The sequence below is a fragment of the Nocardioides immobilis genome (assembly GCF_003515065.1).
Lineage (GTDB): Bacteria > Actinomycetota > Actinomycetes > Propionibacteriales > Nocardioidaceae > Nocardioides > Nocardioides immobilis.
In genome coordinates, this window is record NZ_QXGH01000009.1 from 571,477 (window position 1) to 594,654 (window position 23,178).

The 23,178-nt window shown below is 71.7% G+C and carries 18 protein-coding genes and 1 pseudogene; 6 read left to right on the forward strand and 13 right to left on the reverse strand.

What is annotated here, in order from left to right; all coding sequences use genetic code 11:
* Positions 1-35: 35 nt before the first annotated feature.
* Genes tsaE through glmS form a run of 6 tightly spaced genes read right to left on the reverse strand, consistent with a single transcriptional unit; the run spans position 36 to position 6,931 of the window.
* A complete protein-coding gene (tsaE, locus tag D0Z08_RS03600) occupies positions 36-959 on the reverse strand; it encodes a tRNA (adenosine(37)-N6)-threonylcarbamoyltransferase complex ATPase subunit type 1 TsaE (RefSeq protein WP_118922645.1) in 924 nt (307 codons plus the stop codon).
* Between the two features lie 20 nt (positions 960-979).
* Positions 980-2,080: an alpha/beta fold hydrolase gene (locus D0Z08_RS03605; protein WP_118922647.1), complete on the reverse strand. Its 1,101-nt coding sequence runs from the start codon at positions 2,078-2,080 to the stop codon at positions 980-982.
* Entirely contained in the window at positions 2,077-3,282 is a 1,206-nt protein-coding gene (gene alr / locus D0Z08_RS03610; RefSeq protein WP_118922649.1) for an alanine racemase, read from the reverse strand. Before alr ends, D0Z08_RS03605 begins: the two co-directional genes overlap by 4 nt.
* A gap of 16 nt (positions 3,283-3,298) precedes the next feature.
* Complete coding sequence (locus tag D0Z08_RS03615) at positions 3,299-4,717, reverse strand: NAD(P)H-hydrate epimerase (protein ID WP_118922651.1); 1,419 nt, start codon at positions 4,715-4,717, stop codon at positions 3,299-3,301.
* Complete coding sequence (locus tag D0Z08_RS03620; protein ID WP_118922654.1) at positions 4,717-5,070, reverse strand: holo-ACP synthase; 354 nt, start codon at positions 5,068-5,070, stop codon at positions 4,717-4,719. The genes D0Z08_RS03615 and D0Z08_RS03620 overlap by 1 nt, the downstream gene beginning before the upstream one ends.
* A 16-nt stretch (positions 5,071-5,086) precedes the next feature.
* The gene (gene glmS / locus D0Z08_RS03625; RefSeq protein ID WP_118922656.1) at positions 5,087-6,931 is read right to left on the reverse strand and encodes a glutamine--fructose-6-phosphate transaminase (isomerizing); all 1,845 of its coding nucleotides are present in this window, start codon (positions 6,929-6,931) and stop codon (positions 5,087-5,089) included.
* 83 nt (positions 6,932-7,014) lie between these two features.
* Between glmS and coaA the strand changes: the two genes are divergently transcribed.
* Positions 7,015-8,010 (forward strand): type I pantothenate kinase, encoded by a 996-nt coding sequence (coaA, locus tag D0Z08_RS03630; protein ID WP_118922658.1) that lies wholly within the window; start codon positions 7,015-7,017, stop codon positions 8,008-8,010.
* 7 nt (positions 8,011-8,017) lie between these two features.
* On the opposite strand, the gene glmM is transcribed toward coaA, so the two are convergent.
* Genes glmM through rplM form a run of 3 tightly spaced genes read right to left on the reverse strand, consistent with a single transcriptional unit; the run spans position 8,018 to position 10,366 of the window.
* Positions 8,018-9,364, reverse strand: a complete 1,347-nt coding sequence (gene glmM, locus D0Z08_RS03635) for a phosphoglucosamine mutase (RefSeq protein ID WP_118922660.1) — start codon at positions 9,362-9,364, stop codon at positions 8,018-8,020.
* Positions 9,365-9,377: 13 nt separating this feature from the next.
* Positions 9,378-9,926 carry a 30S ribosomal protein S9 gene (gene rpsI, locus D0Z08_RS03640; protein ID WP_425454036.1) on the reverse strand — a complete coding sequence of 183 codons (549 nt, stop codon included), beginning with the start codon at positions 9,924-9,926 and terminating at the stop codon, positions 9,378-9,380.
* Positions 9,923-10,366 (reverse strand): 50S ribosomal protein L13, encoded by a 444-nt coding sequence (gene rplM, locus D0Z08_RS03645; RefSeq protein ID WP_118922664.1) that lies wholly within the window; start codon positions 10,364-10,366, stop codon positions 9,923-9,925. Before rplM ends, rpsI begins: the two co-directional genes overlap by 4 nt.
* 237 nt (positions 10,367-10,603) lie before the next feature.
* Between rplM and D0Z08_RS03650 the strand changes: the two genes are divergently transcribed.
* Both D0Z08_RS03650 and D0Z08_RS31890 read left to right on the forward strand, forming a co-directional pair.
* Complete coding sequence (locus tag D0Z08_RS03650) at positions 10,604-11,893, forward strand: citrate synthase (RefSeq protein WP_118922812.1); 1,290 nt, start codon at positions 10,604-10,606, stop codon at positions 11,891-11,893.
* A gap of 193 nt (positions 11,894-12,086) precedes the next feature.
* Positions 12,087-12,773: a collagen-like protein gene (locus D0Z08_RS31890; RefSeq protein WP_182481120.1), complete on the forward strand. Its 687-nt coding sequence runs from the start codon at positions 12,087-12,089 to the stop codon at positions 12,771-12,773.
* On the opposite strand, the gene D0Z08_RS03660 is transcribed toward D0Z08_RS31890, so the two are convergent.
* The gene (locus tag D0Z08_RS03660) at positions 12,742-15,480 is read right to left on the reverse strand and encodes an AAA family ATPase (protein ID WP_182481121.1); all 2,739 of its coding nucleotides are present in this window, start codon (positions 15,478-15,480) and stop codon (positions 12,742-12,744) included. The two genes, D0Z08_RS31890 and D0Z08_RS03660, sit on opposite strands and share 32 nt — an antisense overlap.
* A 146-nt stretch (positions 15,481-15,626) precedes the next feature.
* Here D0Z08_RS03660 and D0Z08_RS03665 point away from each other — a divergent pair, with 146 nt between their 5' ends.
* Entirely contained in the window at positions 15,627-17,258 is a 1,632-nt protein-coding gene (locus D0Z08_RS03665) for a long-chain-fatty-acid--CoA ligase (protein WP_118922668.1), read from the forward strand.
* Positions 17,259-17,323: 65 nt separating this feature from the next.
* On the forward strand, positions 17,324-18,514 hold the full coding sequence (locus D0Z08_RS03670) for a S1C family serine protease (RefSeq protein ID WP_118922670.1): 1,191 nt from the start codon (positions 17,324-17,326) through the stop codon (positions 18,512-18,514).
* A gap of 63 nt (positions 18,515-18,577) precedes the next feature.
* Here D0Z08_RS03670 and D0Z08_RS03675 read toward each other — a convergent pair whose 3' ends face one another.
* From D0Z08_RS03675 to D0Z08_RS03685, 3 genes are read right to left on the reverse strand one after another with little or no spacing between them, the layout of a single operon-like run.
* Positions 18,578-19,603 (reverse strand): GNAT family N-acetyltransferase, encoded by a 1,026-nt coding sequence (locus D0Z08_RS03675; protein WP_118922672.1) that lies wholly within the window; start codon positions 19,601-19,603, stop codon positions 18,578-18,580.
* Positions 19,600-21,294 (reverse strand): ABC-F family ATP-binding cassette domain-containing protein, encoded by a 1,695-nt coding sequence (locus tag D0Z08_RS03680; RefSeq protein ID WP_118922674.1) that lies wholly within the window; start codon positions 21,292-21,294, stop codon positions 19,600-19,602. The genes D0Z08_RS03675 and D0Z08_RS03680 overlap by 4 nt, the downstream gene beginning before the upstream one ends.
* A gap of 44 nt (positions 21,295-21,338) precedes the next feature.
* Positions 21,339-21,899: a hypothetical protein gene (locus D0Z08_RS03685; protein WP_118922676.1), complete on the reverse strand. Its 561-nt coding sequence runs from the start codon at positions 21,897-21,899 to the stop codon at positions 21,339-21,341.
* Positions 21,900-22,154: 255 nt separating this feature from the next.
* Between D0Z08_RS03685 and D0Z08_RS03690 the strand changes: the two are divergent.
* Positions 22,155-23,178: pseudogene (locus D0Z08_RS03690) on the forward strand (hypothetical protein); the annotation flags it as partial.

A 23,178-nucleotide genomic window follows, 5' to 3' on the forward strand; every position in this document is an offset into this window, starting at 1 on the left:
GCTCACGGGTCCGCAGTCCGCGGGCAACCGGTCGGCTACGACCGGAGGTCGACGCCGAGCCAGCGTGCCCCGAGCGGGTCCAGCTCGACGGTCCGCGAGTCCTCGGACCCGCCCACGACCGAACCACTGGCCCGACGGATCCGGATCTCCAGCGGCGAGTCGGCGAGGTCCTCGGCCAGGCCCTCTCCCCACTCCACGACCGTGACCGCATGGTCCAGGTCGGTGTCGAGGTCGAGGTCGTCGAGCTCGGCGGCGCCGCCGAGCCGGTAGGCATCGACATGAACGAGGTCCGGGCCACCGACCAGCGACGGGTGCACCCGCGAGATCACGAACGTCGGCGACGTGACGGCCCCGCGGACCTGCAGCGCCGTCCCGAGCCCCTGCGTGAACGTGGTCTTGCCGGCGCCGAGGTCGCCGCTCAGCACCAGGACGTCGCCGGCGACCAGCTGCCGGGCGACACGCGCCGCGAGCGCCCGCATGTCGTCGGCGGTCGGTACGGCGAACCGGTGCGGGAGCGCACGGGACATCTCGACGTACGGCGGCCGCCGGCCGGTCTCGGCGAAGCCCTGCTGCCGCCAGAACCGGGCGGTGTGCGGCAGCTCCTCGCGGGAGAACACCACCGCCCGCTCGGCCAGCCCGTCGCCGAGCTCGTTCGCGGCGTGCAGCGCAGCGCGCACCAGCGCCACGGCGACACCTCGGCCGCGCGCGGCCGGCGTGAGCCCGAACCGGCGCAGGTGCACGGTCCTCCCGTCCGGCTCGGCATCGAGCAGCACCGCACCCGCGGCCACGCCGTCGACCCGCGCGACCAGTCCGCCACCCCCGGCCAGCCGGGCGGCGATGCTCTCCTCCGTCTCGGCGAGCGCGTCGGTGGGCGGGTCCAGCGGTGCGCGATCGGCGAAGGCGGTCCGCACGACATCCAGTACGACGTCCGCCGCCTCCGGGCCGACGACCTCGATCACCGGCTCGCTCCTGGGATCGGTCACCGGCTCCGGGCCCCCGTCGTGGCCGCGGTGATCAGCTGGTCGAGCTCCGCGTTGACCAGGTCGTGCCGCTCGAAGATCACCATGTGCCCCGCCCCGTCGCACTCGAGCAGCCGGGAGTCCGGGACCCTGTCGTGCAGCTTGCGGGAGTGGCCGATCGACGTGAGCTTGTCGGCGGTGCCGCAGATGACCGACGTCGGGATCGCGCCGAGGGCCTCGACGGCGTGGAACTTGTCGAGGCTGGAGAAGTGCGGGAAGAAGTCGGCGACCACCTCGAACGGCGTGGCCGACAACATCTCGTCGACGAACACGACGTAGCCGGCCGGGACGTCGCCGCCGAACGCGTAGCGGTCGGTCGCCACCGTGGCGACCGTGCGGCCGAGGCGCCGGACGTTGTCGACCAGCCGGTGACCGCGGTGGAGGGTCCGGACCGCCCGGTGGGTGACCGGCCCGCTCAACCGCGCGGGAAGCATCGGCAACAGCATCCGGCTGACGTCCAGCCCGCCGGCGGTGGTGGAGATCAGGCCGAGGCCGACGACACGGTCGCCGATCAGCTCGGGGAACTGCTCGAGCAGCGCCACGATCGACATCCCGCCCATCGAGTGCCCGACGAGGACGATGGGGCCGTCCGGCGCCGCGGCGTCGATCACCGCCTTGAGGTCGAGGCCCAGCTGCTCGATGGTCGAGTGCTCGCGGTCGGACCTGCCGGAGCGCCCGTGCGACCGCTGGTCGTAGAAGACCGTGCGCACCAGGTTGCGGTAGGCAGCGCGCTGGAAGTGCCAGCAGTCGAGGTTGAGGCAGAAGCCATGCACGAACACCACGGTGACGTGCGGGGCCGCGCCCCGGACCCGCTTGAACAGCCGGCCTCCGAGGTCGAGGGAGCGGGCGTCGTCGACCTCGTCGATCTCGACGTGCAGCGGCACCCCGTCGTCGGCGACGACGGTGATCGGCGCCGAGTGCAGCGACCCGAACGCCACCTCCTCACCGGCGCGGCGGCTGATCGACCGTTGCTGCCGGGCCATCGTGATCGCACCGCCGGCGGCCGCGACGCCGAGCGCCCCGGCCAGCGAGCCGACGACGCGGCGGCGGACGCTGCTCATGGCATGGCCTCGCTGTCGACGTACCTCCGGGTCATCCGGCCTCCGATCCTGGTGACGATCTCGTAGCTGATGGTGCCGCACGCCTCCGCCCAGTCCTGCGCGGTCGGCACGTCCGGCCCCGACCCGAAGAGCACGACCTCGTCGCCGATCCCGGCCGGTTCACCGTCGAGGTCGACCATGAACTGGTCCATGCAGATCGTGCCGCGGATCGGGCGTCGCTTGCCGCCGACCGCGACCTCGGCGCTGGGGCCGGGCCCGGGGTGGAACGCGTGGCGCGGGATGCCGTCGCCGTACCCGAGCGGCACCAGGCCGACCGTCGTCGGCCGGTCAGCGACCCAGCGGTGGCCGTAGGAGACGGCGTCGCCGGGCGCGAGCTCCTTGACGAGGGCCAGCCGGGTGCGCACCGTCATCGCCGGGATCAGACCCAGGTCGGGCGTGCTGCCGGGCGCCGGGTCGAGCCCGAAGACCGCGATGCCGCAGCGGACGGCGTCGAAGCGGGAAGAAGGCCGCAGCACGGCAGCCGCGGAGTTGGCCAGGTGCAGCAGCTCGGGGCGCAGGCCGCAGTCCTCCGCGAGCGCCACGGCGGCGCGGAAGGCCTCCTCCTGACGGTCGTTCGCCGGATGGGCGGGCTCGTCGCTGCAGGCGAAGTGCGACCAGAGTCCGGTGATCTTCCAGGTGCCGTCGCGCTCCCCGGCACGGGCGCGGGAGAACAGGTCCAACCAGCTCGAGCGCGGGGCCCCGCCGCGGTTGAGCCCGGTGTCGACCTTGAGCTGCACCCGTGCGCGTCGGCCGACCGTCTCGGCCGCGGCGGCGATGGCGTCGAGCTCGGCGACGGAGTACGCCGAGAGGTCGATCCCTTCCTCGACCGGGCGCTCGAGGTCGGTCCCGGGCAGCATCAGCCAGCAGAGCAGCGGGCCGGCGTACCCGGCCTCGCGCAGCTGGAGCGCCTCGGCGACGGTCGCGGCGGCGAGCCACTCGGCGCCGCCCTCGCGGGCGGCCCGCGCGGCCTCGACCATCCCGTGGCCGTAGCCGTCGGCCTTCACCACGGCGATGAGCGGCACCCCGATCAGCTCGCGCAGCACGCGCACGTTGTGCCGGATCGCCGCCAGGTTGACGACGATCTCGGCGAGCTCTCCGCGCGGCGTCGAAGCCGTCGTCGGGGGGCCCACGGGGGGCGAAGCCCCCCGTGTGTGGTCGGACATGGGTCCGATTCTCCCATCATGCCGGCAGCGTCGCGATGACCCCCGGCAGCGCGCGCGCCACGTCGGTGGCCACGATCGGGCCGCCACGGGATGCCAGGGTGGCAGCCGCGCCGTGCAGCCAGGACCCGACCGACGCGGCGTCGTACGGCGTCAGGCCGGCGGCCAGCAGTGCGCCGATCACCCCACCGAGCACGTCGCCGGCGCCGGCGGTGGCGAGCCACGGAATGCCGGTCGTGGTCACCCGGACCGGCCGTCCCGGCTCCGCGACGAGCGAGTGGCGGCCCTTCAGGAGCACAGTCGTGCCGTAGACGTCGGCGGCGGCGCGGACGTGGTGGAGGGGGCGGGCCTCGACGTCGACGCGGTCCTCGCCGAGCATCGTCGCGAGCTCGCCCGCGTGCGGAGTGAGTACGGCGGGCAGCCCGGTGACGAGGTCCGCGAACTCCAGCGCGTCGGCATCGACGACCAGCGGCACCTCGTCGGCCAGCGCGGCCTGCAACGCCTCCTCGGCCCCGCTGTCGCTGCCGGACCCCACGACCCAGGCCTGGACCCGGCCGTCCCCCACCACGTCGGGATGGGCCTCCCGCACCCGGTCCACCACCGCCGGGTCGCCGACGTACCGGACCATGCCCGCGAGCCCGCAGTCCGCGCCGGCCACGCTGAGGAGCGCTGCACCGGGGTAGGTCGCCGAGCCCGCGCGGACGCCGACCACACCGCGGGTGTACTTGTGCGCCTGCGGGTCGGGCCACGGCAGCAGCGCCGCCACGTCCGCCGGCTGCAGCGCCTCGAGCGCCGGCTCCGGCAGGTCGAGGCCGATGTCGACCAGGTGCACGACGCCGCTGTGCTGCGCTGCCGGATCGACGAGCTGGGCGACCTTGTGGGTGCCGAACGTGACCGTCACGTCGGCCGTCACGTGCGACCCGGCGAGCTCGCCGGTGTCGACGTCGACGCCCGAGGGGATGTCGACCGCGACCACCGGGACACCGGCCACGGCGTCGAGTGCCGCGGCCGCGTCCGGCCGCAGTGGCGGGCGGCCGCCGATGCCGACGATCCCGTCGACCACCACGTCGAAGTCGCGCCTTGGCTTCGAGGCTCCTCGCTGCGCTCGTCGCACCTCAACCAGCGGCGGATCGATGACCCGCCCGCCTGCCTCCCGGAGCGCCGCCACCCCATCCTGGTGCGCCCGGTCGGACAGCAGCCACGCCTCGACGTACGCCCCTCGCCGCGCGAGCACGGCGCCGGCGTACAGCGCGTCACCGCCGTTGTCCCCCGAGCCGACGAGCAGCAGCACGCGACGCCCGTAGCCGCCGCCGAGGAGATCCAGTACGGCGTACGCCAGCCCATGCGCGGCGCGCTGCATCAGGGCGCCCTCGGGCAGCGCGGCGAGGAGCGTCGCCTCGGCCGCCCGGACCTGTTCGACCGTGTGCGCGCGGAGCATCAGCTCTCCAGGACGACCATCGCGGAGGCGATGCCGGCGTCGTGGGACAGGGAGAGGTGCACGTGGTTGACGCCGAGCGCCTGGGCCTGGGCGAGCACGGTGCCGCGGATCTCGAAGACGGGCCGCCCGGACTCCTCGCGGATCACCTCGGCGTCGTGCCACTCCATGCCGCGGGGGGCGCCGAGCGCCTTGGCCAGGGCCTCCTTGGCGGCGAACCGCGCGGCGAGCGACGCGGTCGGCAGGGTCCGCTCGGCCTCGGTGAAGAGACGCACGGCGAGCGCGGGCGTGCGCTCGATCGAGGCGGCGAAGCGGTCGAGCTCACAGACATCGATGCCGACCCCGATCACTGCCACGAGCCCATGCCCCGCTTCACTCCACCGTGACGGACTTGGCCAGGTTGCGCGGCTGGTCGACGTCGTGCCCGAGCGCGGTGGCCAGCTCGCAGGCGAAGAGCTGGAGCGGGACGATCGCGACGAGCGGCTGGAGGAGCACGGGGACCTGTGGGAGCCGGATCAGGTGGTCGGCGTACGGCTCGATCTTGCGGTCGCCCTCCTCGGCCAGGCAGATCGTGAGAGCGCCGCGGGCGCGCACCTCTTGGATGCCGCTGATCATCTTGCCGTGCAACTGGTCCCGGCCGCGGGGCGGGACGACGCACAGGACGGGCAGGCCGTCCTCGATGAGGGCGATGGGCCCGTGCTTGAGCTCGCCGGCGGCGAAGCCCTCGGCGTGGAGGTAGGCGAGCTCCTTGAGCTTGAGCGCGCCCTCGAGGGCGACCGGGTAGCCGGCGTGACGGCCGAGGAACAGCACCGACCGGGTGCCGACGTGCGCCCGGGCGAGCTCGTAGACCGACTCTGCCTGCTCGAGCACGGTGGCGATGTGATCGGGCATCGCCTCGAGCTGGACCATGATCTCGTCGATCTCGTCGCCGTAGCGGGTCCCCTTGACCTGCGCGACGTAGAGCGCGAGCAGGTAGCACGCCACCAGCTGGGTCAGGAAGCCCTTGGTCGACGCGACCCCGATCTCGGGGCCGGCGTGGGTGTAGATCACCGCGTCCGACTCGCGCGGGATCGAGGAGCCGTTGGTGTTGCAGATGGCGAGCACCCTGGCCCGCTGGCTCTTCGCGTGCCGGATCGCCTGCAGCGTGTCGGCGGTCTCGCCCGACTGGCTGATCGCGACGACCAGCGTCGTCTGGTCGACGATCGGGTCGCGGTAGCGGAACTCCGAGGCGAGCTCGACCTCCACCGGCGTGCGGGTCCAGTGCTCGATGGCGTACTTGGCGACCATGCCGGCGTAGAACGAGGTGCCGCACGCGATGATGATGATCTTGTCGAGGTCGCGGATCTCCTCGTCCGCCAGCCGCATCTCGTCGAGGGCGAGCAGCCCGGCGGTCGTACGACGCCCGATCAGCGAGTCGGCGACCGCGCGCGGCTGCTCGAAGATCTCCTTGCGCATGAACCAGTCGTGGCCGTCCTTCTCGGCGGCCGAGAGGTCCCAGTCGACGTGGAACCGCTTGGCCTCGACCGGCCGCCCCCAGAAGTCCGTGACCGTGACGTCGTCACGGGTGATGGTGACGATCTGGTCCTGGCCGAGCTCGAGCGCTTCCCGGGTGTGCTCGATGAACGCCGCGACGTCGGAGCCGAGGAAGTTCTCCCCGTCGCCGAGGCCGACCACCAGCGGGCTGTTGCGCCGGGCCGCCACCACCCGGTCCGGGTCCTCGGCGTCGACGGCGACCAGTGTGAACGCGCCGTCGAGCTGCTGGCACACCCGCTGCATCGCGACGGGCAGGTCGACGCCGGACTGCACCTGGAGCTCCACCAGGTGGGCCGCGATCTCGGTGTCGGTCTCGGAGAGGAAGGCGTGGTCGTCCGCCTCGATCCGGGCCCGGAGCTCGCGGAAGTTCTCGATGATCCCGTTGTGCACCAGCGCCACCCGGCGAGCGCCGCCGGTGTGCGGGTGGGCGTTGGCGTCGTTGGGCGGGCCGTGGGTGGCCCACCGGGTGTGCCCGATGCCGGTGTGGGCCGGCGGGAGCGGGTGGTCGGCCAGCTCCTTCTCGAGGTTGGCCAGCTTGCCGGAGCGCTTGGCGACCGCCAGCTCGCCCTGGTGGACGACCGCGACCCCGGCGGAGTCGTAGCCGCGGTACTCCAGCCGCCGGAGGCCGTCGATCACGACGTCCTGCGCGCGCTGGGGTCCGACGTAGCCGACGATCCCGCACATGGCGCATCACTCTACGGGTACCGGGGACCCTTCCTGGACAGCCACTGCCGCGTGACATACGCGGTGCTGGAAGAATCGCCGCCATGTCGACGACGGAGTCGGACCAACCCGCAGCCGGGGAGGAGTCTCACGAGTCGACCCGCGAGTCCTCGCCGTACCTCGAGCTCGACCGGGCGACCTGGGCCGCGCTGGCCTCGGAGAGCGAGAGCCCGCTGACCGAGGACGAGATCCTCGCGCTGCGCGGCCTCGGTGACGCCCTCGACCTCGACGAGATCGTGCAGGTCTACCTGCCGCTGTCGCGCCTGCTCAGCCTGCGGGTCGAGGCGGCGGGCGCGCTGCACCGCGCGCAGGAGGAGTTCCTGCACCGGAGCACGCCGCCGCGGACGCCGTTCGTGATCGGCCTCGCCGGGTCGGTCGCAGCCGGGAAGTCGACCACGGCCCGGGTGCTGCAGCAGATGCTGGCGCGCTGGCCAGCCCACCCGAACGTCGCGCTGGTCACGACCGACGGGTTCCTCTACCCGAACGCCGAGCTCGAGCGCCGCGGCCTGCTGGACCGCAAGGGCTTCCCGGAGTCCTACGACCGCCGCGCGCTGATGAAGTTCGTCGTCGACATCAAGTCCGGAAAGGACGAGGTGCTCGCGCCGACGTACTCCCACCTGATCTACGACGTCGTGCCCGACGAGAAGACCGTCATCAACAGCCCCGACATCCTGATCCTCGAGGGCCTCAACGTGCTCCAGCCCGCTCGGGCGCGCGGCGACGGCCGCACCGGCCTCGGGCTCTCGGACTTCTTCGACTTCTCGATCTTCGTCGACGCCGCCGTGGCCCACATCCGCGACTGGTACGTCGACCGCTTCCTGCGGCTCCGCGAGACCGCCTTCCGCGACCCCCACTCCTACTTCGCGAAGTACGCCCAGCTCACCCACGACGTCGCCATCGACGAGGCCCGCCGGATCTGGGACACCATCAACGGCCCCAACCTCGAGCAGAACGTGCTCCCCACCCGCTCCCGCGCCACGCTGGTGCTGCGCAAGGACGCCGACCACTCGGTCCGCTACGTGCGGCTGCGCAAGATCTGATCGGGCGTCAGAGCGACAGGCGGGCGCGGACGACGTCCGCCAGCCGGTCGGCGACCGACTGCGCCTGGTCGGCGGTCGGCGCCTCGACCATGACCCGCACCAGCGGCTCGGTGCCGGAGGGGCGCAGCAGCACCCGGCCGGTGTCGCCGAGCTCGGCCTCGGCCGCTCCGACGGCGGCGAGGAGCTCCGCGTCGTCGCAGCGGTCCTTGTCGACGTCGGGCACGTTGACGAGCACCTGCGGCAGCCGGGTCATGACGCTGGCGAGCTCGTGGAGGGTCTTGCCGGTCACGACCATCCGCTGCATCACGTGCAGAGCGGTCAGCAGGCCGTCGCCCGTGGTGGCGTGGGCGCGCATGATCACGTGACCCGACTGCTCGCCGCCCAGGGAGTAGCCGCCGGCACGCATGTCCTCGAGGACGTAACGGTCACCCACGGGCGCCTGCCGCACGGTGATGCCGGCGGAGGTGAGCGCCTGGACGAGGCCGAGGTTGCTCATCACGGTCGCGACCAGGGTGTCGTCGACGAGGCCGCCGGTCTCCCGCAGCGCGAGCGCGAGGATCGCCATGATCTGGTCGCCGTCGACGACGGCACCGGTGTGGTCGACGGCCAGGCAGCGGTCGGCGTCGCCGTCGACCGCGAAGCCCGCGTCGGCGCCGTGCTCGACGACGGCACGCTGGAGCGGCTCGAGGTGGGTGGAGCCGCAGCCGTCGTTGATGTTGAGGCCGTCCGGCTCGGCGCCGATGGCGATCACCTCGGCGCCGGCTTCGGCGAGCGCGCGCGGGCCGACCTCACTGGCTGCACCGTTCGCGCAGTCGAGGACCACCCGGAGACCGGCGAGCGGCTTGTCGAGCGTGGCGACCAGGTGCGCGGCGTACTCCTCCACGGTGGGTCCGTACGGCGTCACCCGGCCCACCTCGGCGCCGGTCGGCCGGTCCCACTCCTGGTCGAGGTGCTCCTCGATCTCGCGCTCGAGCGCGTCGTCGAGCTTCACCCCGCCGCGGGCAAGGAACTTGATGCCGTTGTCCGGCATCGGGTTGTGCGACGCGGAGATCACGACGCCCACGTCGGCCCCGAGGGCGTCGGTGAAGTAGGCGACGCCCGGGGTCGGCAGCACCCGCAGGCGGAGCACGTCGACCCCGGCCGACGCGAGGCCGGCCACGACGGCGTGCTCCAGGAACTGCCCCGAGATCCGGGTGTCGCGGCCGACGACCGCGAGCGGGCGCTGACGACCGCTCCCGAGCCCACCGTGCTCGACGAGCACCCGGGCAGCAGCGACGCCGAGGCCCAGGGCCAGCTCTCCGGTCAGTTGACCGTTGGCCAGGCCCCGGACCCCGTCCGTGCCGAAGATCCGCACTGAGAGTGCGAGATCAGCGCTTCGAGTACTGCGGAGCCTTGCGGGCCTTCTTGAGACCGGCCTTCTTGCGCTCGGTCGCGCGAGCGTCACGGGTCAGGAGACCGGCCTTCTTCAGCGTCGCGCGGTTGGCGTCGAGGTCGATCTGGTTCAGCGACCGCGCCACGCCGAGACGGAGGGCACCGGCCTGGCCGGTGATGCCGCCGCCGTGGATCCGGGCGATCACGTCGAAGCGACCCTCGAGGCCGAGAGCCGTGAACGGCTCGTTGACGACCTGCTGGTGCAGCTTGTTCGGGAAGTACGACTCGAGCGTGCGGCCGTTGATGGTCCAGACGCCGGTGCCGGGGACGATCCGGACACGGGCGACAGCCTCCTTGCGGCGGCCGGTCGCAGCGCCCGGGGCGATCGTGGCCGGACGGTCGGACACGGCGGCAGCCGAGCCGGAGGTCTCGCTGGTGTACGCGACACCCTGCTCGTCGACCTCGAAGGTCTCCTCGACGTCGCCGGTCTGCACAGTGTTTTCAGACAAGGTATTGGTCCTCTTCGTTGCTTCGGTCGACGTCACTGGGAGATCTTGGTGATCTCGTACGGAACGGCCTGCTGGGCCTGGTGCGGGTGGGCGGGGCCGGTGTAGACCTTCAGCTTCTTCAGCATCTGCCGACCGAGCTTGTTCTTGGGGACCATGCCCCAGACGGCCTTCTCGATGGCCTTGCGGGCGTCCTTGTCGATGACCTCGCCGATCGGGGTCGCCGTCAGACCACCCGGGAAACCGGAGTGGCGGTAGACCATCTTGTCGGTCCGCTTCTTGCCGCTCAGCGAGACCTTCTCCGCGTTGACGATGATGACGTAGTCACCGGTGTCGGCGTTCGGGGCGAAGATCGCCTTGTGCTTGCCGCGCAGGAGGTTGGCGGTGGTGGTGGCGAGGCGTCCCAGGGGGACGTCAGTCGCGTCGATCACGAGCCACTGGCGCTCGACGTCGCCGGGCTTCGGGGCATAGGTGCGCATGGCTGCGTCACTTTCTGTCGTTCGTGGTGGACCCGGCCGAAGGCTCCGGCCGAGGCGTCTCCTGACGAACACTGGCTCCACCCTCGGTTGGACCGTCAAGGTGGGGCTCTGCCCCCGCACGCGGAAGCGGCAGGACACGCGACCGACAAGACTACGGGCCCGTCGGAGGGGGGTCAAAACGCCACGAGCCGGACACCGCCTTACGCCCGGCTGGGCGCTAGGACTACGGTGCAGGGCGTGACTGACTCTCTCACCGTACGCGACAACCGCACCGGCGCGGAGTACGAGATCCCGATCACCGACGGCACCATCCGTGCGGCTGACCTGGGTCAGATCAAGGCGGCTGACGACCAGCCGGGCCTTGCGACGTACGACCCCGGCTTCGTCAACACGGCCTCGTGCCGCAGCGCCGTGACCTACATCGACGGCGAGGCCGGGATCCTCGAGTACCGCGGATACCCGATCGAGCAGCTGGCCGAGAAGTCCAGCTTCCTCGAGGTGGCCTACCTGCTGATCCACGGCGACCTGCCGTCCAAGGAGCAGTACGACGACTGGGTCCACCACATCACGTACCACACGTTCGTCCACGAGAACGTCAAGGCGTTCATGCAGGGCTTCCGGTACGACGCGCACCCGATGGGGATGCTGATGGCATCGGTGGGGGCCTTGTCGACGTTCTACCCCGAGGCGTCCAACATCGCCGACCCCGACAACCGGCACATCCAGATCGTCCGGATGATCGCCAAGATGCCGACCCTCGGTGCCTGGGCGTTCCGCCACGCGCAGGGCAAGCCCTACATCTACCCGGACAACGAGCTCAACTACTCGGAGAACTTCCTCTCCATGCTGTTCAAGATGAGCGAGACGAAGTACGACGCCGACCCGCGCATCGCGAAGGCGCTCGACACGCTCTTCATCCTGCACGCCGACCACGAGCAGAACTGCTCGACCAATGCGGTCCGCTCCGTCGGCTCGTCGCAGGTCGACCCGTACTCGGCGGTCGCGGCCGGCATCGGCGCACTCTTCGGCCCGCTGCACGGCGGCGCCAACGAGGCGGTGCTCAAGATGCTGCGCCGGATCGGCAACAAGTCCGAGATCCCGGCGTTCATCGACGGCGTCAAGAACGGCAACGAGCGGCTGATGGGCTTCGGCCACCGGGTCTACAAGAACTTCGACCCGCGCGCGACGATCATCAAGAAGGCCTGCGACGACGTCTTCGAGGTCACCGGGGTCAACCCGCTGCTCGAGGTCGCCAAGGAGCTGGAGAAGATCGCGCTCGAGGACGAGTACTTCATCAAGCGCAAGCTCTACCCCAACGTCGACTTCTACTCCGGCCTCATCTACGAGGCGCTGGAGTTCCCGCCCGAGATGTTCACGGTGCTGTTCGCGATCGGCCGCACGCCCGGCTGGCTCGCGCAGTGGCTGGAGCTCGTCCAGGACAAGGAACAGAAGATCGCCCGGCCCAAGCAGATCTACACCGGCCAGCGCCAGCTCGACTTCGTGCCGGCCGAGGTTCGCTGGGCCTGACCCACACCCCCCGTCGTCACCGCGCTGCCCCTCCCGGCCTGGACCGGGAGGGGCAGCGCGGTGTCGTTGTGGCGTAGGCCGCACCGGCGTACGGCGACCTCGGATTCGATTGCTATGGCGCCATAGTCGCGACGGCGCGCCTCCGGCGACGAGCCTGGATCCACGGATCAAGGACCACCCACGGAGGCACCCGATGGACATCAACGAAACCCGCACCCGCCGCCATCGCGGCAGCAGCATGACCCTCGTGACGCTCGCGGCCGCGGGCCTGCTCGCCGCCGGCGTCGTCAGCGCAGTCGCCGACGTGCCGGGCGCCGACGGGTCGATCTCGACCTGCTACGACCACAAGGGCAGCCTCCGCGTGATCGACGCCGAAGCCGGCGTGGGTTGCGACGACGGCGAGACGGCGCTGAGCCTCGCCCAGCGCGGACCCCAGGGCGAGCAGGGACCGGCCGGAGAATCGGGGCCGGCCGGCGAGCAGGGACCGGCCGGAGAAACGGGGCCGGCGGGTCCCGAGGGCCCGCGCGGCCCCCAGGGCGAGCGCGGACCCGCCGGTTCGCAGGCGCCGGTCTACTGGGCGAAGTTCGGCCCCAACGAGCTGATCGCCGCCAGCGAGAGGCCGGCCAGCGTCTACGCGTACGGAAAGTACGGCTACAACTACGTGCGGTTCGAGGGCTGGGACCCGGACCTCTGCGCCGTCACGGTGACCGCGTCAACCCGCAACTACAACTACCCGGACGTGACCACCGCCTACATGACCTACGGCTCCGGGGACACCAAGTGGGTGCTCGCCTATGCCAAGAACGCCGCCGGGGGCTTTGCGGCGAACACGCCGATGGACATCGTCGTCACCTGCTCCGAGACGACGTACCGACCGTGATCCCGCGGGCCGCCAGCGCCTCGGGCAGCAGCTGACGCGACCCGACCTCGAGCTTGCGGAACACCCGGACCAGCGTCGTCTGCACACTCCCCACGGTGAGGAACAGCGCGGCCGCGACCTCCTTGTTGCTCAGGCCCTCCGCCGCCAGGCGGGCCACCCGGGCCTCGGCCGGGGTGAGGTCGTCGGGGCGCCGGGCCGCCGCCTCCCGGTTGCGGCCCCCGGCGAGCCGGAGCTCCTCGCGCGCGGTGCGCGCGAGGAGCTCTTCGCCGTGCTCGTCGGCGTAGGCCAGCGCTGCATGGAGCAACGGTCGCGCGTCGGCCCGATGCCCCGCGCGCCGGCGCGCCTCGCCGAGCCGCGCGTGCGCCCAGCCTCGCAACCACTCGTGGGGGCTCGGGCCGAGCACCTCCACGGCGCGCTCCAGCAGCGCGAGGCCGGCGTCCCCGCCGACCAGCCGACCGAGAACGGTCGCCGCCTGACCGATGGAGGCCGCCTCGCCGTACCGCTCGGCCTCGTCGAGGTAGTCGGTCAGCACCGCGACGGCCTCGTCGCGGCGACCGCCACGCGCGAGGGACTCGGCATGCTCGCAGGTCCACCGGCGCAGCGCCGGGTGGGTGAGCCCCGCCTCCAGATAGCTACGAATGATCTGCTCGAAGACCGGCTGCGGCGTGGGATCGCCGACGACCCCGGCGATGATGGCGCGGGCGATCTCGGCCCGGAACGGCGACGCCCCCAGCTCGAGCAGCCGTCCGGCCGCGGCCTCCGCCTCCTCGATCCGCAGCTGGCGCGCGTAGCACTGGGCCAACAGCTCCACTGACGTCACCACCACGTCGTTGCCGGCAGCCGGGTGCCCGACCACTTCCAGCGCATCGGCCTCCGCCAGCCGCCAGTGACCTCGCAAAGCACGTCCGTGCGCGCGGCCCGCCACCGCCACCAGGTGTGCCTGTTCATCGACCCGCTCGCGCGCCACCCGCAGCCGTGCCTCCACGAGTCGCTCGAGCCGGTCGAACTCCCCTGCGAGGCAGAGTGAGTTCGATCCGTCGAAGGTCACGATGCCGTACTCGGCGAAGGCCGCCGGGAGACCGTCGGGGTCAGATCCGTCCAGTGCCAGCTCCCCACCCGGGCTCTCACCCCACGCGAAGAAGCCGCGCATCTCCTGTGCCGCGCGCTCCCCCGGCGTTCGTGGCTCCAGCGATGGTCCGAGCGTCGCCAGCGCGTCCCGAGCGACGTCGTGACGGCCGGTCTCCAGTGCCAGGCCGAGCGTCAGCGCCAGCGCGAGCTGCCGGTGCTCGGGATCGACGCCATCCGCGGGCAGCAGGCCGAGCTCGAGGACCACCAGGAGGCCCTCGTCGTGGCGTCCGGCACCGTGCAGGAGAGCGGCCAGGTGGACGCCGGCCTCCGCGCGGCGCCCCGGGTCCTGGGCGTCGTCGTACGCCTGCCGCAGGGCGTCGCACGCATCGGCGCGGCCGAGCCGCCCGCGCAGCCGACCGACGTCGATGAGCAGGTCCACCCGGTCCGGACCGGGGACCGGCGGCTCGGCGAGCGCGCGCTCGAGGTAGCGCAGCCGAGCGATCGGACCGGGCACCTGGTTCGCGGCCTCCCGCAGCACGCGGACCGCCTCGGCGTCACCGCGGGGTGAGGCGAGCAGCAGCTGGGACGCCACTGCCTCGACGGGCGCACCCTGCTTGCGCAGCATCTGCGCAGCCTCGGCATGCGCCTCGCGGCGCGCGAACGCGCCCAGCTCGTCGTGAACCGCCCGCCTCAGCACGGGGGCCGCGAAGCACAGCACGTCGTTGCCGGCCAGCAGGTCCGAGGCCAGGAGGGCGTCGACGTCGTCGGCCACCTCCGACGGCGTGACGCCGGCGACGCAGGCGACGGTCTCGAGCGGGGCTCCGTCGGGGAAGAGCGCGACCGTGCGCACGACCTGTTCCGCCGCGGGCGAGATCCGGCGGGCGCGGACAAGCACCCGCGCACCTTCTCCCTGCAGCCGGGCGTCCGCGAGCGGCACGTCGGTCGGCACGGCAGCGAGCTGGCGCAACAGCCGCGGGTTGCCGCCCGTGACGCGGTGAGCGTCGGCCGGATCACGACCCGGCAGCAACCTCTCGACCGCGGACTCCGAGAGCGCTGCAAGCTTCACCACGTCCGCCACACCCCGCAGCTCGGTGAGGTCCGTCGTGGCACCCGGTTCGGCAGGGCGGGCAGTTGCGAGCAGCAGGACAGGCAGGCCCTCCAGGCGGGTCGCCAGCCGGGTCAGCACCCGTCGCGACTCCTCGTCGAGCCAGTGGAGGTCGTCGACCGCAAGCACCAGAGGCTGACCCGCGGCCAGCTCCTCGAGCAGCCACCGCACGCTGAAGAACGGGTCCGGGGCGCTCTCGTCGACGATGTCCTCACCGAACCCGAGGATCCGGGCCGCCAGTCGCGCCGGCCCTCCGAGCACGGCTACGCGTTCGTCTGCCGGCAGCCGGCGGAGCATCGGAAGCAACAGCTGGCGAACTCCTCCGAACGCCTCACCTGACTCCATCACACCCCCGCGCGCCACCAACAGCATGGCCGGGATGTCCGCAACCGCCGCCTCGAGCAGGGTCGTGCGACCGGTGCCGGCTGCCCCTTCGACGAGGACGACGCCGCCGCGGCCGGCCACCAGCCGATCGACGGCAGCGCGGAGCACCGCGAGCTCGTCGTCTCGCTCGAGGATCTCCTCGATGGCCACCGGGCGATCATCCCGCACCCGAACCGCTGGGTACTCCCGTTCAGCGGACTGCCACGTCATCTGGTCCGCAGCGACACCGGCCCGATCTTCGCGGCTTGCCCAGCGCGGTCGTTGTGCCTGGCTGTGGCCTACGCCACAATCCCCGGATGAGCCCCGACAGCGCCCTCGCCGACGCCCCCGCCCACCGCACCTGGCCGCCCGCGCAGCCACCCGAGCCGACGTACGTCGACGACCGGCTCAACTACTGGGCGGAGGCCACGCCGGACGCGGAGGCGATGACGTACGGCGACCGCACCTGGACGTGGGCGCAGTTCCACGAGCGGGTGCACCGGGCGGCCGGCGGCCTGCGTGAGCTGGGCGTCGCCCGTGGCGACGTGGTCGGGTTCCTCGACAAGAACCACCCCGCCTGCGTCGAGATCAGCATGGCGGCTGGGTCGATCGGCGCGGCCAACGCGATCGTCAACTGGCGGATGGCCGGCGACGAGGTGGACTACGTCGTCAACGACTCCGGCGCGAAGATCCTCTTCGTCGGCACCGAGCTGATGCCGACGGTCGAGGCGATCCGCGACCGGCTGCCGAACGTCGAGAAGATCATCACGGTCAGCCCGGACGGCGGGGAGGGCGACGAGTACGAGGCCTTCCTCGCCGGGTCGATCACCTGCGACGACGGGCCGGACGTGGTCGAGGACGACGTCTGCCTGATCCTCTACTCCTCGGGCACGACCGGCCATCCCAAGGGCGTGATGCTGACGCATCGCAACATGGTCAGCCACACGGTCAACTCCCACGACGGCTGGGCGTTCGGACCCGGTGACAAGTCGATGGTGGCGATGCCGCTGTTCCACGTGGGCGGCTCGTCGTACGTCCTCTTCGGCATCCACGACGGCATCCCCAGCGTGATGACCCGGGAGCCGGACGCCGGGTCGCTGGCCGGTGCGATCCTCGCCGGCGCGAACTGCACGTTCCTGGTGCCGGCGGTGCTGGCGCAGGTCCTGCAGGCAGGACCCGACGCGATCAAGCTGTTCAGCGCCCTGAAGATCTACACGTACGGCGCCTCGCCGATGCCGCCGCCGCTGCTGCGCGCCGCGATGGAGGCCTGGCCGAACACCGACTTCATGCAGGTCTACGGCCTCACCGAGGTCTCCGGGGTCGCGACCCACCTGCTGCCCGACGAGCACCGCAACGCCGAGGTTGAGGGGCACCCCGAGCGCCTCCTCTCGGCGGGCCGGGCGATCCCCGGCTGCGAGCTGCGGATCGTCGAGCCGGGCTCCCTCACCGAGCTCCCGACCGGCGAGGCGGGCGAGATCTGGATGCGCACGCCCCAGCTGATGGCGGGCTACCTCAACAAGCCGGACGCCACCCGCGAGGTGATCACGGAGGACGGCTGGTTCCGCACCGGCGACATCGGCCACCTCGACGCGGACGGCTTCCTCTACGTGTCCGACCGGCTCAAGGACATGATCATCAGCGGCGGCGAGACCATCTACTCCCCTGAGGTCGAGCGGGTGCTCTCCGAGCACCCGGCAGTGGCGGAGGTCGCGATCGTCGGCGTGCCCGACGAGAAGTGGGGCGAGTCCGTCAAGGGTTTCGTCGCGCTCAAGGAGGGCGCCACCGCGACGGAGGAGGAGATCATCGCGTTCGCCCGCGAGCGGCTCGCGCACTACAAGTGCCCGAGGTCGGTCGACGTGGTGGCCGCACTCCCCCGCAGCCCCACCGGCAAGGTGCTCAAGCGCGAGCTGCGGGCGCCGTACTGGGAAGGGCGCGACCGCCAGGTCTGAGATCTCAGAGCAAATCTGAGGCTGCGTCTCAGTCGCTTCACAGGCTGGCTGAGCACCCTTGCTGCATGACGATCTCCGCACCGCCGTCGTACCAGCAGCTGCCGCCGCCCCCTGATGGATGGGGTGCACCGCCGCCGACCCAGGGAGTTCCGCGTCCGCGTCGCGGTGGGTTCGCAGCAGCGGTGCTGGCGGGCGCCCTGGTGGTCGGCGGCGGTGCGGGCCTGGCCGGCGCCGCTGCGTGGTCGGCGTTGGATGACGACAGCGGCGGGAGCGGCCAGGACGGTACGTCGTCGGCGCTCCAGGTCGCCGACACGACGGACGACGACGCCCCCGACGGCAGCGTGGAGCAGGTGGCGAACGCGGTGCTCCCGTCCGTCGTCGCCCTCGACGTCACCGCAGGTGGGTCGGCCGGCAGCGGGTCCGGGGTGGTGCTCAGCGAGGACGGCCTGATCCTCACCAACGACCACGTGGTCACGCTGGCCGGTGCCGCGGACCCGGAGACCGCCGAGGTCACCGTGTCGTTCGCCGACGGCTCCACCGCCAGCGCCGAGGTGGTCGGCACCGACCCGCTGACCGACACCGCGCTGGTGCAGGCCGACGGCGTCTCCGGGCTCACGCCGGTGACGATCGGCCAGTCCGGCGACCTCGACGTGGGCGAGCAGGTAGTGGCGATCGGTTCGCCGTACGGCCTCGACTCGACGGTCACCAGCGGCATCGTGAGCGCGCTCGACCGTCCGGTCGAGGTGGCACGCGACGAGAGCGGCAACACCACGGCGTACCCCGCGATCCAGACCGACGCGGCGATCAACCACGGCAACAGCGGTGGCGCCCTCGTCAACATGGACGGTCAGCTCGTCGGCATCAACGCCTCGATCCGCACTCCCGACGGCAGCGACCCCAACGCCGGCTCGATCGGCCTGGGCTTCGCGATCCCGATCGACGAGGTCGTCCCGATCGTCGAGCAGCTGCGCAACGGCGAGACGCCGACCCACGCCCGGCTCGGGATCGAGGTCGAGAACGCCGAGAACGGCGCTGCCGTCCGCTCGATCGAGGACGGCTCGGCAGCCGAGGATGCCGGCCTGCAGGCCGGCGACGTCATCACCCGGATCGACGACCACCCGATCGACAGCTCGGGATCCCTGGTCGCGACGGTCCGCTCCTACCGCCCGGACGACCGGGTGACGGTGACCTTCCTCCGCGACGGTGAGCAGCAGACGACCGAGCTCGCGCTCGGGTCCGACGCCCCGTCCACCTGAACTCTCGGCGTTCCTGTCGCCCGGTCCCCAGCTGGGCGACAGGAACGCCGGGTGCCAAGCGGCTCAGATCTTCTTCTGCAGCTCGCCGGCCCGGGCGGTGGGGACGAAGCCCATCCGCTCGTTGATGCCGATCATGTGGTCGTTGACCTCGGCGTTCCAGGTGACGAGCCGGCGCCCGTCGTACTCACCGGTGGCCTGGAGCGCGCGCAGGTTCGCGATCTTGACCGCGAGCCCGAGCCGGTGGCCGCGGTGGGCACGGTGCGCAAGGGTGCCCCACTGGTAGACGTGGGTGGTCTCGTGCGACGGGGCCATCAGGTCGGTGAACGCCGCGATCTTGCCGTCGGGCGCGATCGCGATGGTCGTGTACATCGTGCGGCCCTGCTTGGCGACCACCGCCTCGTGCATGCGATGGGCCTCGATGTCGATCGCCTCGTCCTCGTAGTCGTTGTCGCCCATCGGCGCCTCGGTCATCAGGGTCGAGGACAGCTCGAGGTAGCCGAGCAGCAGGTCGTCGTCGGGGAACGGGCCGGTCCAGGAGCGCAGCTCGTAGTCCCCCGATCGCGCGGCCGCCTCCGCGGCCAGCTCGTCGAGGATCGTGTCGGGGACCGGGAGGGTGACCTCGCGCTGGACGTCGCCGAGGCCGAAGACGTAGCCGTGGGTCTTGGCGAACTCGACGCCGGAGGTGCCGGCCCCGTCGGCCGGACCGTCGTACGGCCACGCGGTCATCGCGTCGAACCGGGTGCGGTCGTGCTCCTTGGCGATCCCCTCGCAGAACGCGAGCAGCTCCGTGCCGTAGCCGTGGCGTCGGTGCTCGGGCAGCACGCTCACGTCGATGTCGGCCGCGGACAGGTTGTCGAGCAACGGGAGCTGCACCTGACCGGTCCCCACCACGACCCCGTCGACGACCCCGTTGATGCGGATCGACTTCCGGTGCTTGTGGGGCTCCCGGGCGCCCACCATCAGCTCGGGCAGCGTCCAGGGTGTGGCCGCGTCGCCGCGCTCGTGGTGGTCGACCTCGTTGGTGACAGCCAGCCACATCGCGAGCGCGTCGTCGTCGAACGGGTCGACGTCCTCGATCTGCAGGCTCATCTGACTCGTGCCACCCTTCCCTCGTCCCACACGGGATCGTCGGACTCGTAGACGCCACCATCGGCGCCGAACACCAGGAACCTGTCGAAGCCCCGAGCAAACCACCGGTCGTGGGTCACGGCGAGGACCGTGCCCTCGAACGCCGCGAGTCCGTCCTCGAGGGCTTCGGCCGACGCCACGTCGAGGTTGTCGGTCGGCTCGTCGAGCAGCAGAAGGGTTGCTCCGGAGAGCTCCAGCATCAGGATCTGGAACCGCGCCTGCTGGCCGCCGCTGAGCGACTCGAACCTCTGCTCGGCGGCGACGCTGAGCTCGTAGCGGTCGAGCACCCGGCTCGCCTGCTCCCGCCCCATGCCCTGCCGGCCGTTGGGGCTGCCGTCGCCACGGTGGAGGATCTCGAGCAGCGTGCGGCCGACCAGCTCGGGGTGCTCGTGGGTCTGCACGAACCAGCCGGGCCGGACCCGCGCGCCGAGCTTGGCGACACCCGCGTGCCGCACCGGCTGTACGGCGACGTCGCCCACCGGTCGGTGCTCGACATCGGGATCGCTCCCGCCGGCGGCGAGCAGCCGCAGGAAGTGCGACTTGCCGGAGCCGTTCGAGCCGAGGACCGCCACGCGCTCGCCGTACCAGACCTCGAGGTCGAACGGCCTCATCAAGCCGGTCAGCTCGAGCGACTCACAGACCACGGCGCGCTTGCCGGTGCGGCCACCCGACAGCCGCATGCTGACCTGCTGCTCGCGCGGCTGCTCGGTCGGCGGGCCGGCCTCCTCGAACTTCCGGAGCCGGGTCTGCGCCGCCTTGTACTGGCTGGCCAAGCCGTCGTTGTACTCCGCCTTGATCTTGTAGCGAAGCACCAGCGCCTTGAGCTTCGCATGCTCCTCGTCCCAGCGGCGGCGCATCTCCTCGAACCGGAGGAACCGGTCCTTCCGCGCGTCGTGGTAGCTCGCGAAGCCGCCGGGATGCGTCCAGACGAGGTTGCCGGCCGCGCCGAGCTCGACGGTCACCACCCGGGTCGCTGTGTTCGCGAGCAGCTCCCGGTCGTGGCTGATGAAGAGGATCGTCTTCTCGGAGGCGGCGATCCGCTGCTCCAGCCAGACCTTGCCGGGCACGTCCAGGAAGTTGTCCGGCTCGTCGAGGAGCAGCACCTCGTCGGGGCCGGCGAGCAGGTACTCCAGCACGATCCGCTTCTGCTCGCCGCCGGACAGGGTGCGCAGCTCGCGGTACTTCGCGCGGTCGTAGGGAAGCGCGAGCGCCTTGACCGTGCAGACGTCCCAGGTGACCTCGAGGTCGTAGCCGCCCGCGTCGCTGTACTCGCTGAGAGCGTGCGCGTAGGCGAGCTGGGTCCTCTCGTCGTCGACCTCCATGAGGGCGCGCTCCCAGCGATCGACCTCCGCCGCGGCTTCGCGGACCCGAGCTGGGCTGATCGACAGCAGGAGGTCCGCGACGGTCGGGGCCTCGCCCAGACCGGCGCCGACCATCTGCCGCATGACACCCAGCCCTCCGCTGCGGGTGACGGCACCCGCGTGCGGTACGAGCTCGCCGGTGATGATCTTCAGCAGCGTGGTCTTCCCGGCGCCGTTGGCCCCGACCAGCGCGACCTTCGCGCCGTCGCCCACCCGGAACGAGACGTCGTCGAGCAGCACCCGACCGTCGGGAAGCTCGTACCGGACGCCGGTGACCTCTACATGACCCACAAGGTGCGATTGTCCGCGTCAGCGGCGCTGAGCGCAGCCGGTTTTCATTCCCACTCGATGCTTTCGAGCATCGGGGTGACCACCGAGGCCGTCTCGGCGAGCGAGGTGACGGTCAGCTGGACCAGTACGACGGCCGACTCGTTCTCCCCTGCGACCGGCACCAGCACCTTCCGGAACACCTCCGGCTCGGTGAAGGCGCAGTCGAAGGCCAGCCCCGGTTCGCCGTACGTCGTGTCGTCGTCGAGCCGCTCGCAGACTCCGCCCTGCTCGGAGATCCCGGTCGCCGAGAAGATCGCCTCGTTCTCGGCCGTGTCGGCGCCGTCGTACCGGCTGACGATGAGCTGCTGCGTCTCGTCGCCCGCCTCCGTGGCCGCGAGCACCACGGCTCCCGGCAGCTCCCGGTCGATCTCCTCCCAGCCCTCGGGGAGCTCGAGGGACAGGCTGTCGTCCTTCGCGGTCACCCTGGTGCCGGCGCCGGCGTCCGACGTCGACTCCCGGTCGCCGGCCGCCGTGTCCTCGTCCGGGCCCTCGTCCGGGCCGTCGTCCGGGCCGCAGGCGGTGAGGAGGAGCAAGGCAGCCAGACACATCCCGAGAGTGCGCTTCATGGGGCAATCCAACCAGCCGGTCCGGGGAGTGCGAGGAGGCGTGAGGCGCTCCGCGCTGTCCGCAGGTTGAGGTGCGAGGAGTACGGCGGGCCGCTGGTTGAGGTGCGAGGCGCGCCAGCGCCGAGCCTCGAAACCAAGGCCCCGGCATCCCGGCGAGCCAGTTGTGATCCACAGGGCCGGGAAGTGTGAACCGCCTGTCCACAGGCGGGTTCCGCGCGTTTCGATGTGTCGGTGGTCGGGTGTTGAGTGTTCAGTATGGATCTCGGGACCGCGCCCCTCTTCGACCTCTCCGCCACCCCGGCGGACGTGGCCGTCGAAGGTGTCCCGGTGACGCGTTCGCGGGAGCTGTTGGCCGCGATTCGCGGCCGCCGTGCGGCGATTGCCGACCACGAGATCGGCCTGCTTCGGGAGATCGCCGAGTGGGCTGGCGAGCATGTGGTGGCCGAGGGGGCGGAGGCTTCGACGATCACCGAGCGGGGTCTGGACACCGGGCTTCCGGTCGCCGGACCCGGTGCCCCGTTGATCAGTGACTTCGCGGTGATGGAGCTCTCCGCCCTCGTCGGGCGGTCGTTGGACTCCGGACGTGCGTATGTCGGGCAGGTGGTCGAGCTGGCCTACCGGCTCCCCAAGACCTGGGCCCGGGTCCTCCAAGGCCGAGTGCCGGTGTGGAAGGCACTGCGGTTCGCCGACACCACCCGCACCCTCCCGGCCGATGCCGCTGGGTTCGTGGACCGGCAGCTCGCACCCATCGCCCACGGGGTCTCCTGGGCGCAGATCGACCGGCTGGTCGAGGCAGCCCTGGTCCGCTACGACCCGGCCGCGGCCGAGGAGAAGCGGCAGCAGGCGCAGGAGACCCGGCACGTCGACATCGACCTCGACCGGGTCGGGTTCGACGGCACCGCGGAGGTCACCGCGACCCTCGACATCGCCGACGCCCTCGACCTCGAGACCGCGGTCGCCCGCCGCGCGAAGCTGCTCGGCCAGCTCGGCTGCGAGGACTCCCTCGACCTGCGCCGGTCGGTCGCGCTCGGGGGAGATCGCCCGCCACGACCTCGCCCTCGACCTCCAGATCGTCGACCCCGACACCGGGGAGATCACCCACACCGTCCCCGGCCGCAGGGTCGAGCTGATCGTCCACCTCAACGACACCAGCGGCCACACGGCCGACGGCGCGGTCGGCCGGTTCGCCAACACCCGCACCCCGATCTCACCGGAGCAGGTCAAGGAATGGATGGGCACCCCGGGCACCAGCGTGCTGGTGCGGCCGGTGATCGACCTC

Excerpts from the sequence above, each read along its gene's own strand:
- D0Z08_RS03605 (WP_118922647.1), bottom strand. The coding sequence starts at position 2,080 with ATGAGCAGCGTCCGCCGCCGCGTCGTCGGCTCGCTGGCCGGGGCGCTC.
- alr (WP_118922649.1), bottom strand. The coding sequence starts at position 3,282 with ATGTCCGACCACACACGGGGGGCTTCGCCCCCCGTGGGCCCCCCGACG.
- D0Z08_RS03615 (WP_118922651.1), bottom strand. The coding sequence starts at position 4,717 with ATGCTCCGCGCGCACACGGTCGAACAGGTCCGGGCGGCCGAGGCGACG.
- glmS (WP_118922656.1), bottom strand. The coding sequence starts at position 6,931 with ATGTGCGGGATCGTCGGCTACGTCGGACCCCAGCGCGCGCAGGACGTC.
- coaA (WP_118922658.1), top strand. The coding sequence starts at position 7,015 with ATGTCGACGACGGAGTCGGACCAACCCGCAGCCGGGGAGGAGTCTCAC.
- rplM (WP_118922664.1), bottom strand. The coding sequence starts at position 10,366 with ATGCGCACCTATGCCCCGAAGCCCGGCGACGTCGAGCGCCAGTGGCTC.
- D0Z08_RS31890 (WP_182481120.1), top strand. The coding sequence starts at position 12,087 with ATGGACATCAACGAAACCCGCACCCGCCGCCATCGCGGCAGCAGCATG.
- D0Z08_RS03665 (WP_118922668.1), top strand. The coding sequence starts at position 15,627 with ATGAGCCCCGACAGCGCCCTCGCCGACGCCCCCGCCCACCGCACCTGG.
- D0Z08_RS03670 (WP_118922670.1), top strand. The coding sequence starts at position 17,324 with ATGACGATCTCCGCACCGCCGTCGTACCAGCAGCTGCCGCCGCCCCCT.
- D0Z08_RS03675 (WP_118922672.1), bottom strand. The coding sequence starts at position 19,603 with ATGAGCCTGCAGATCGAGGACGTCGACCCGTTCGACGACGACGCGCTC.
- D0Z08_RS03685 (WP_118922676.1), bottom strand. The coding sequence starts at position 21,899 with ATGAAGCGCACTCTCGGGATGTGTCTGGCTGCCTTGCTCCTCCTCACC.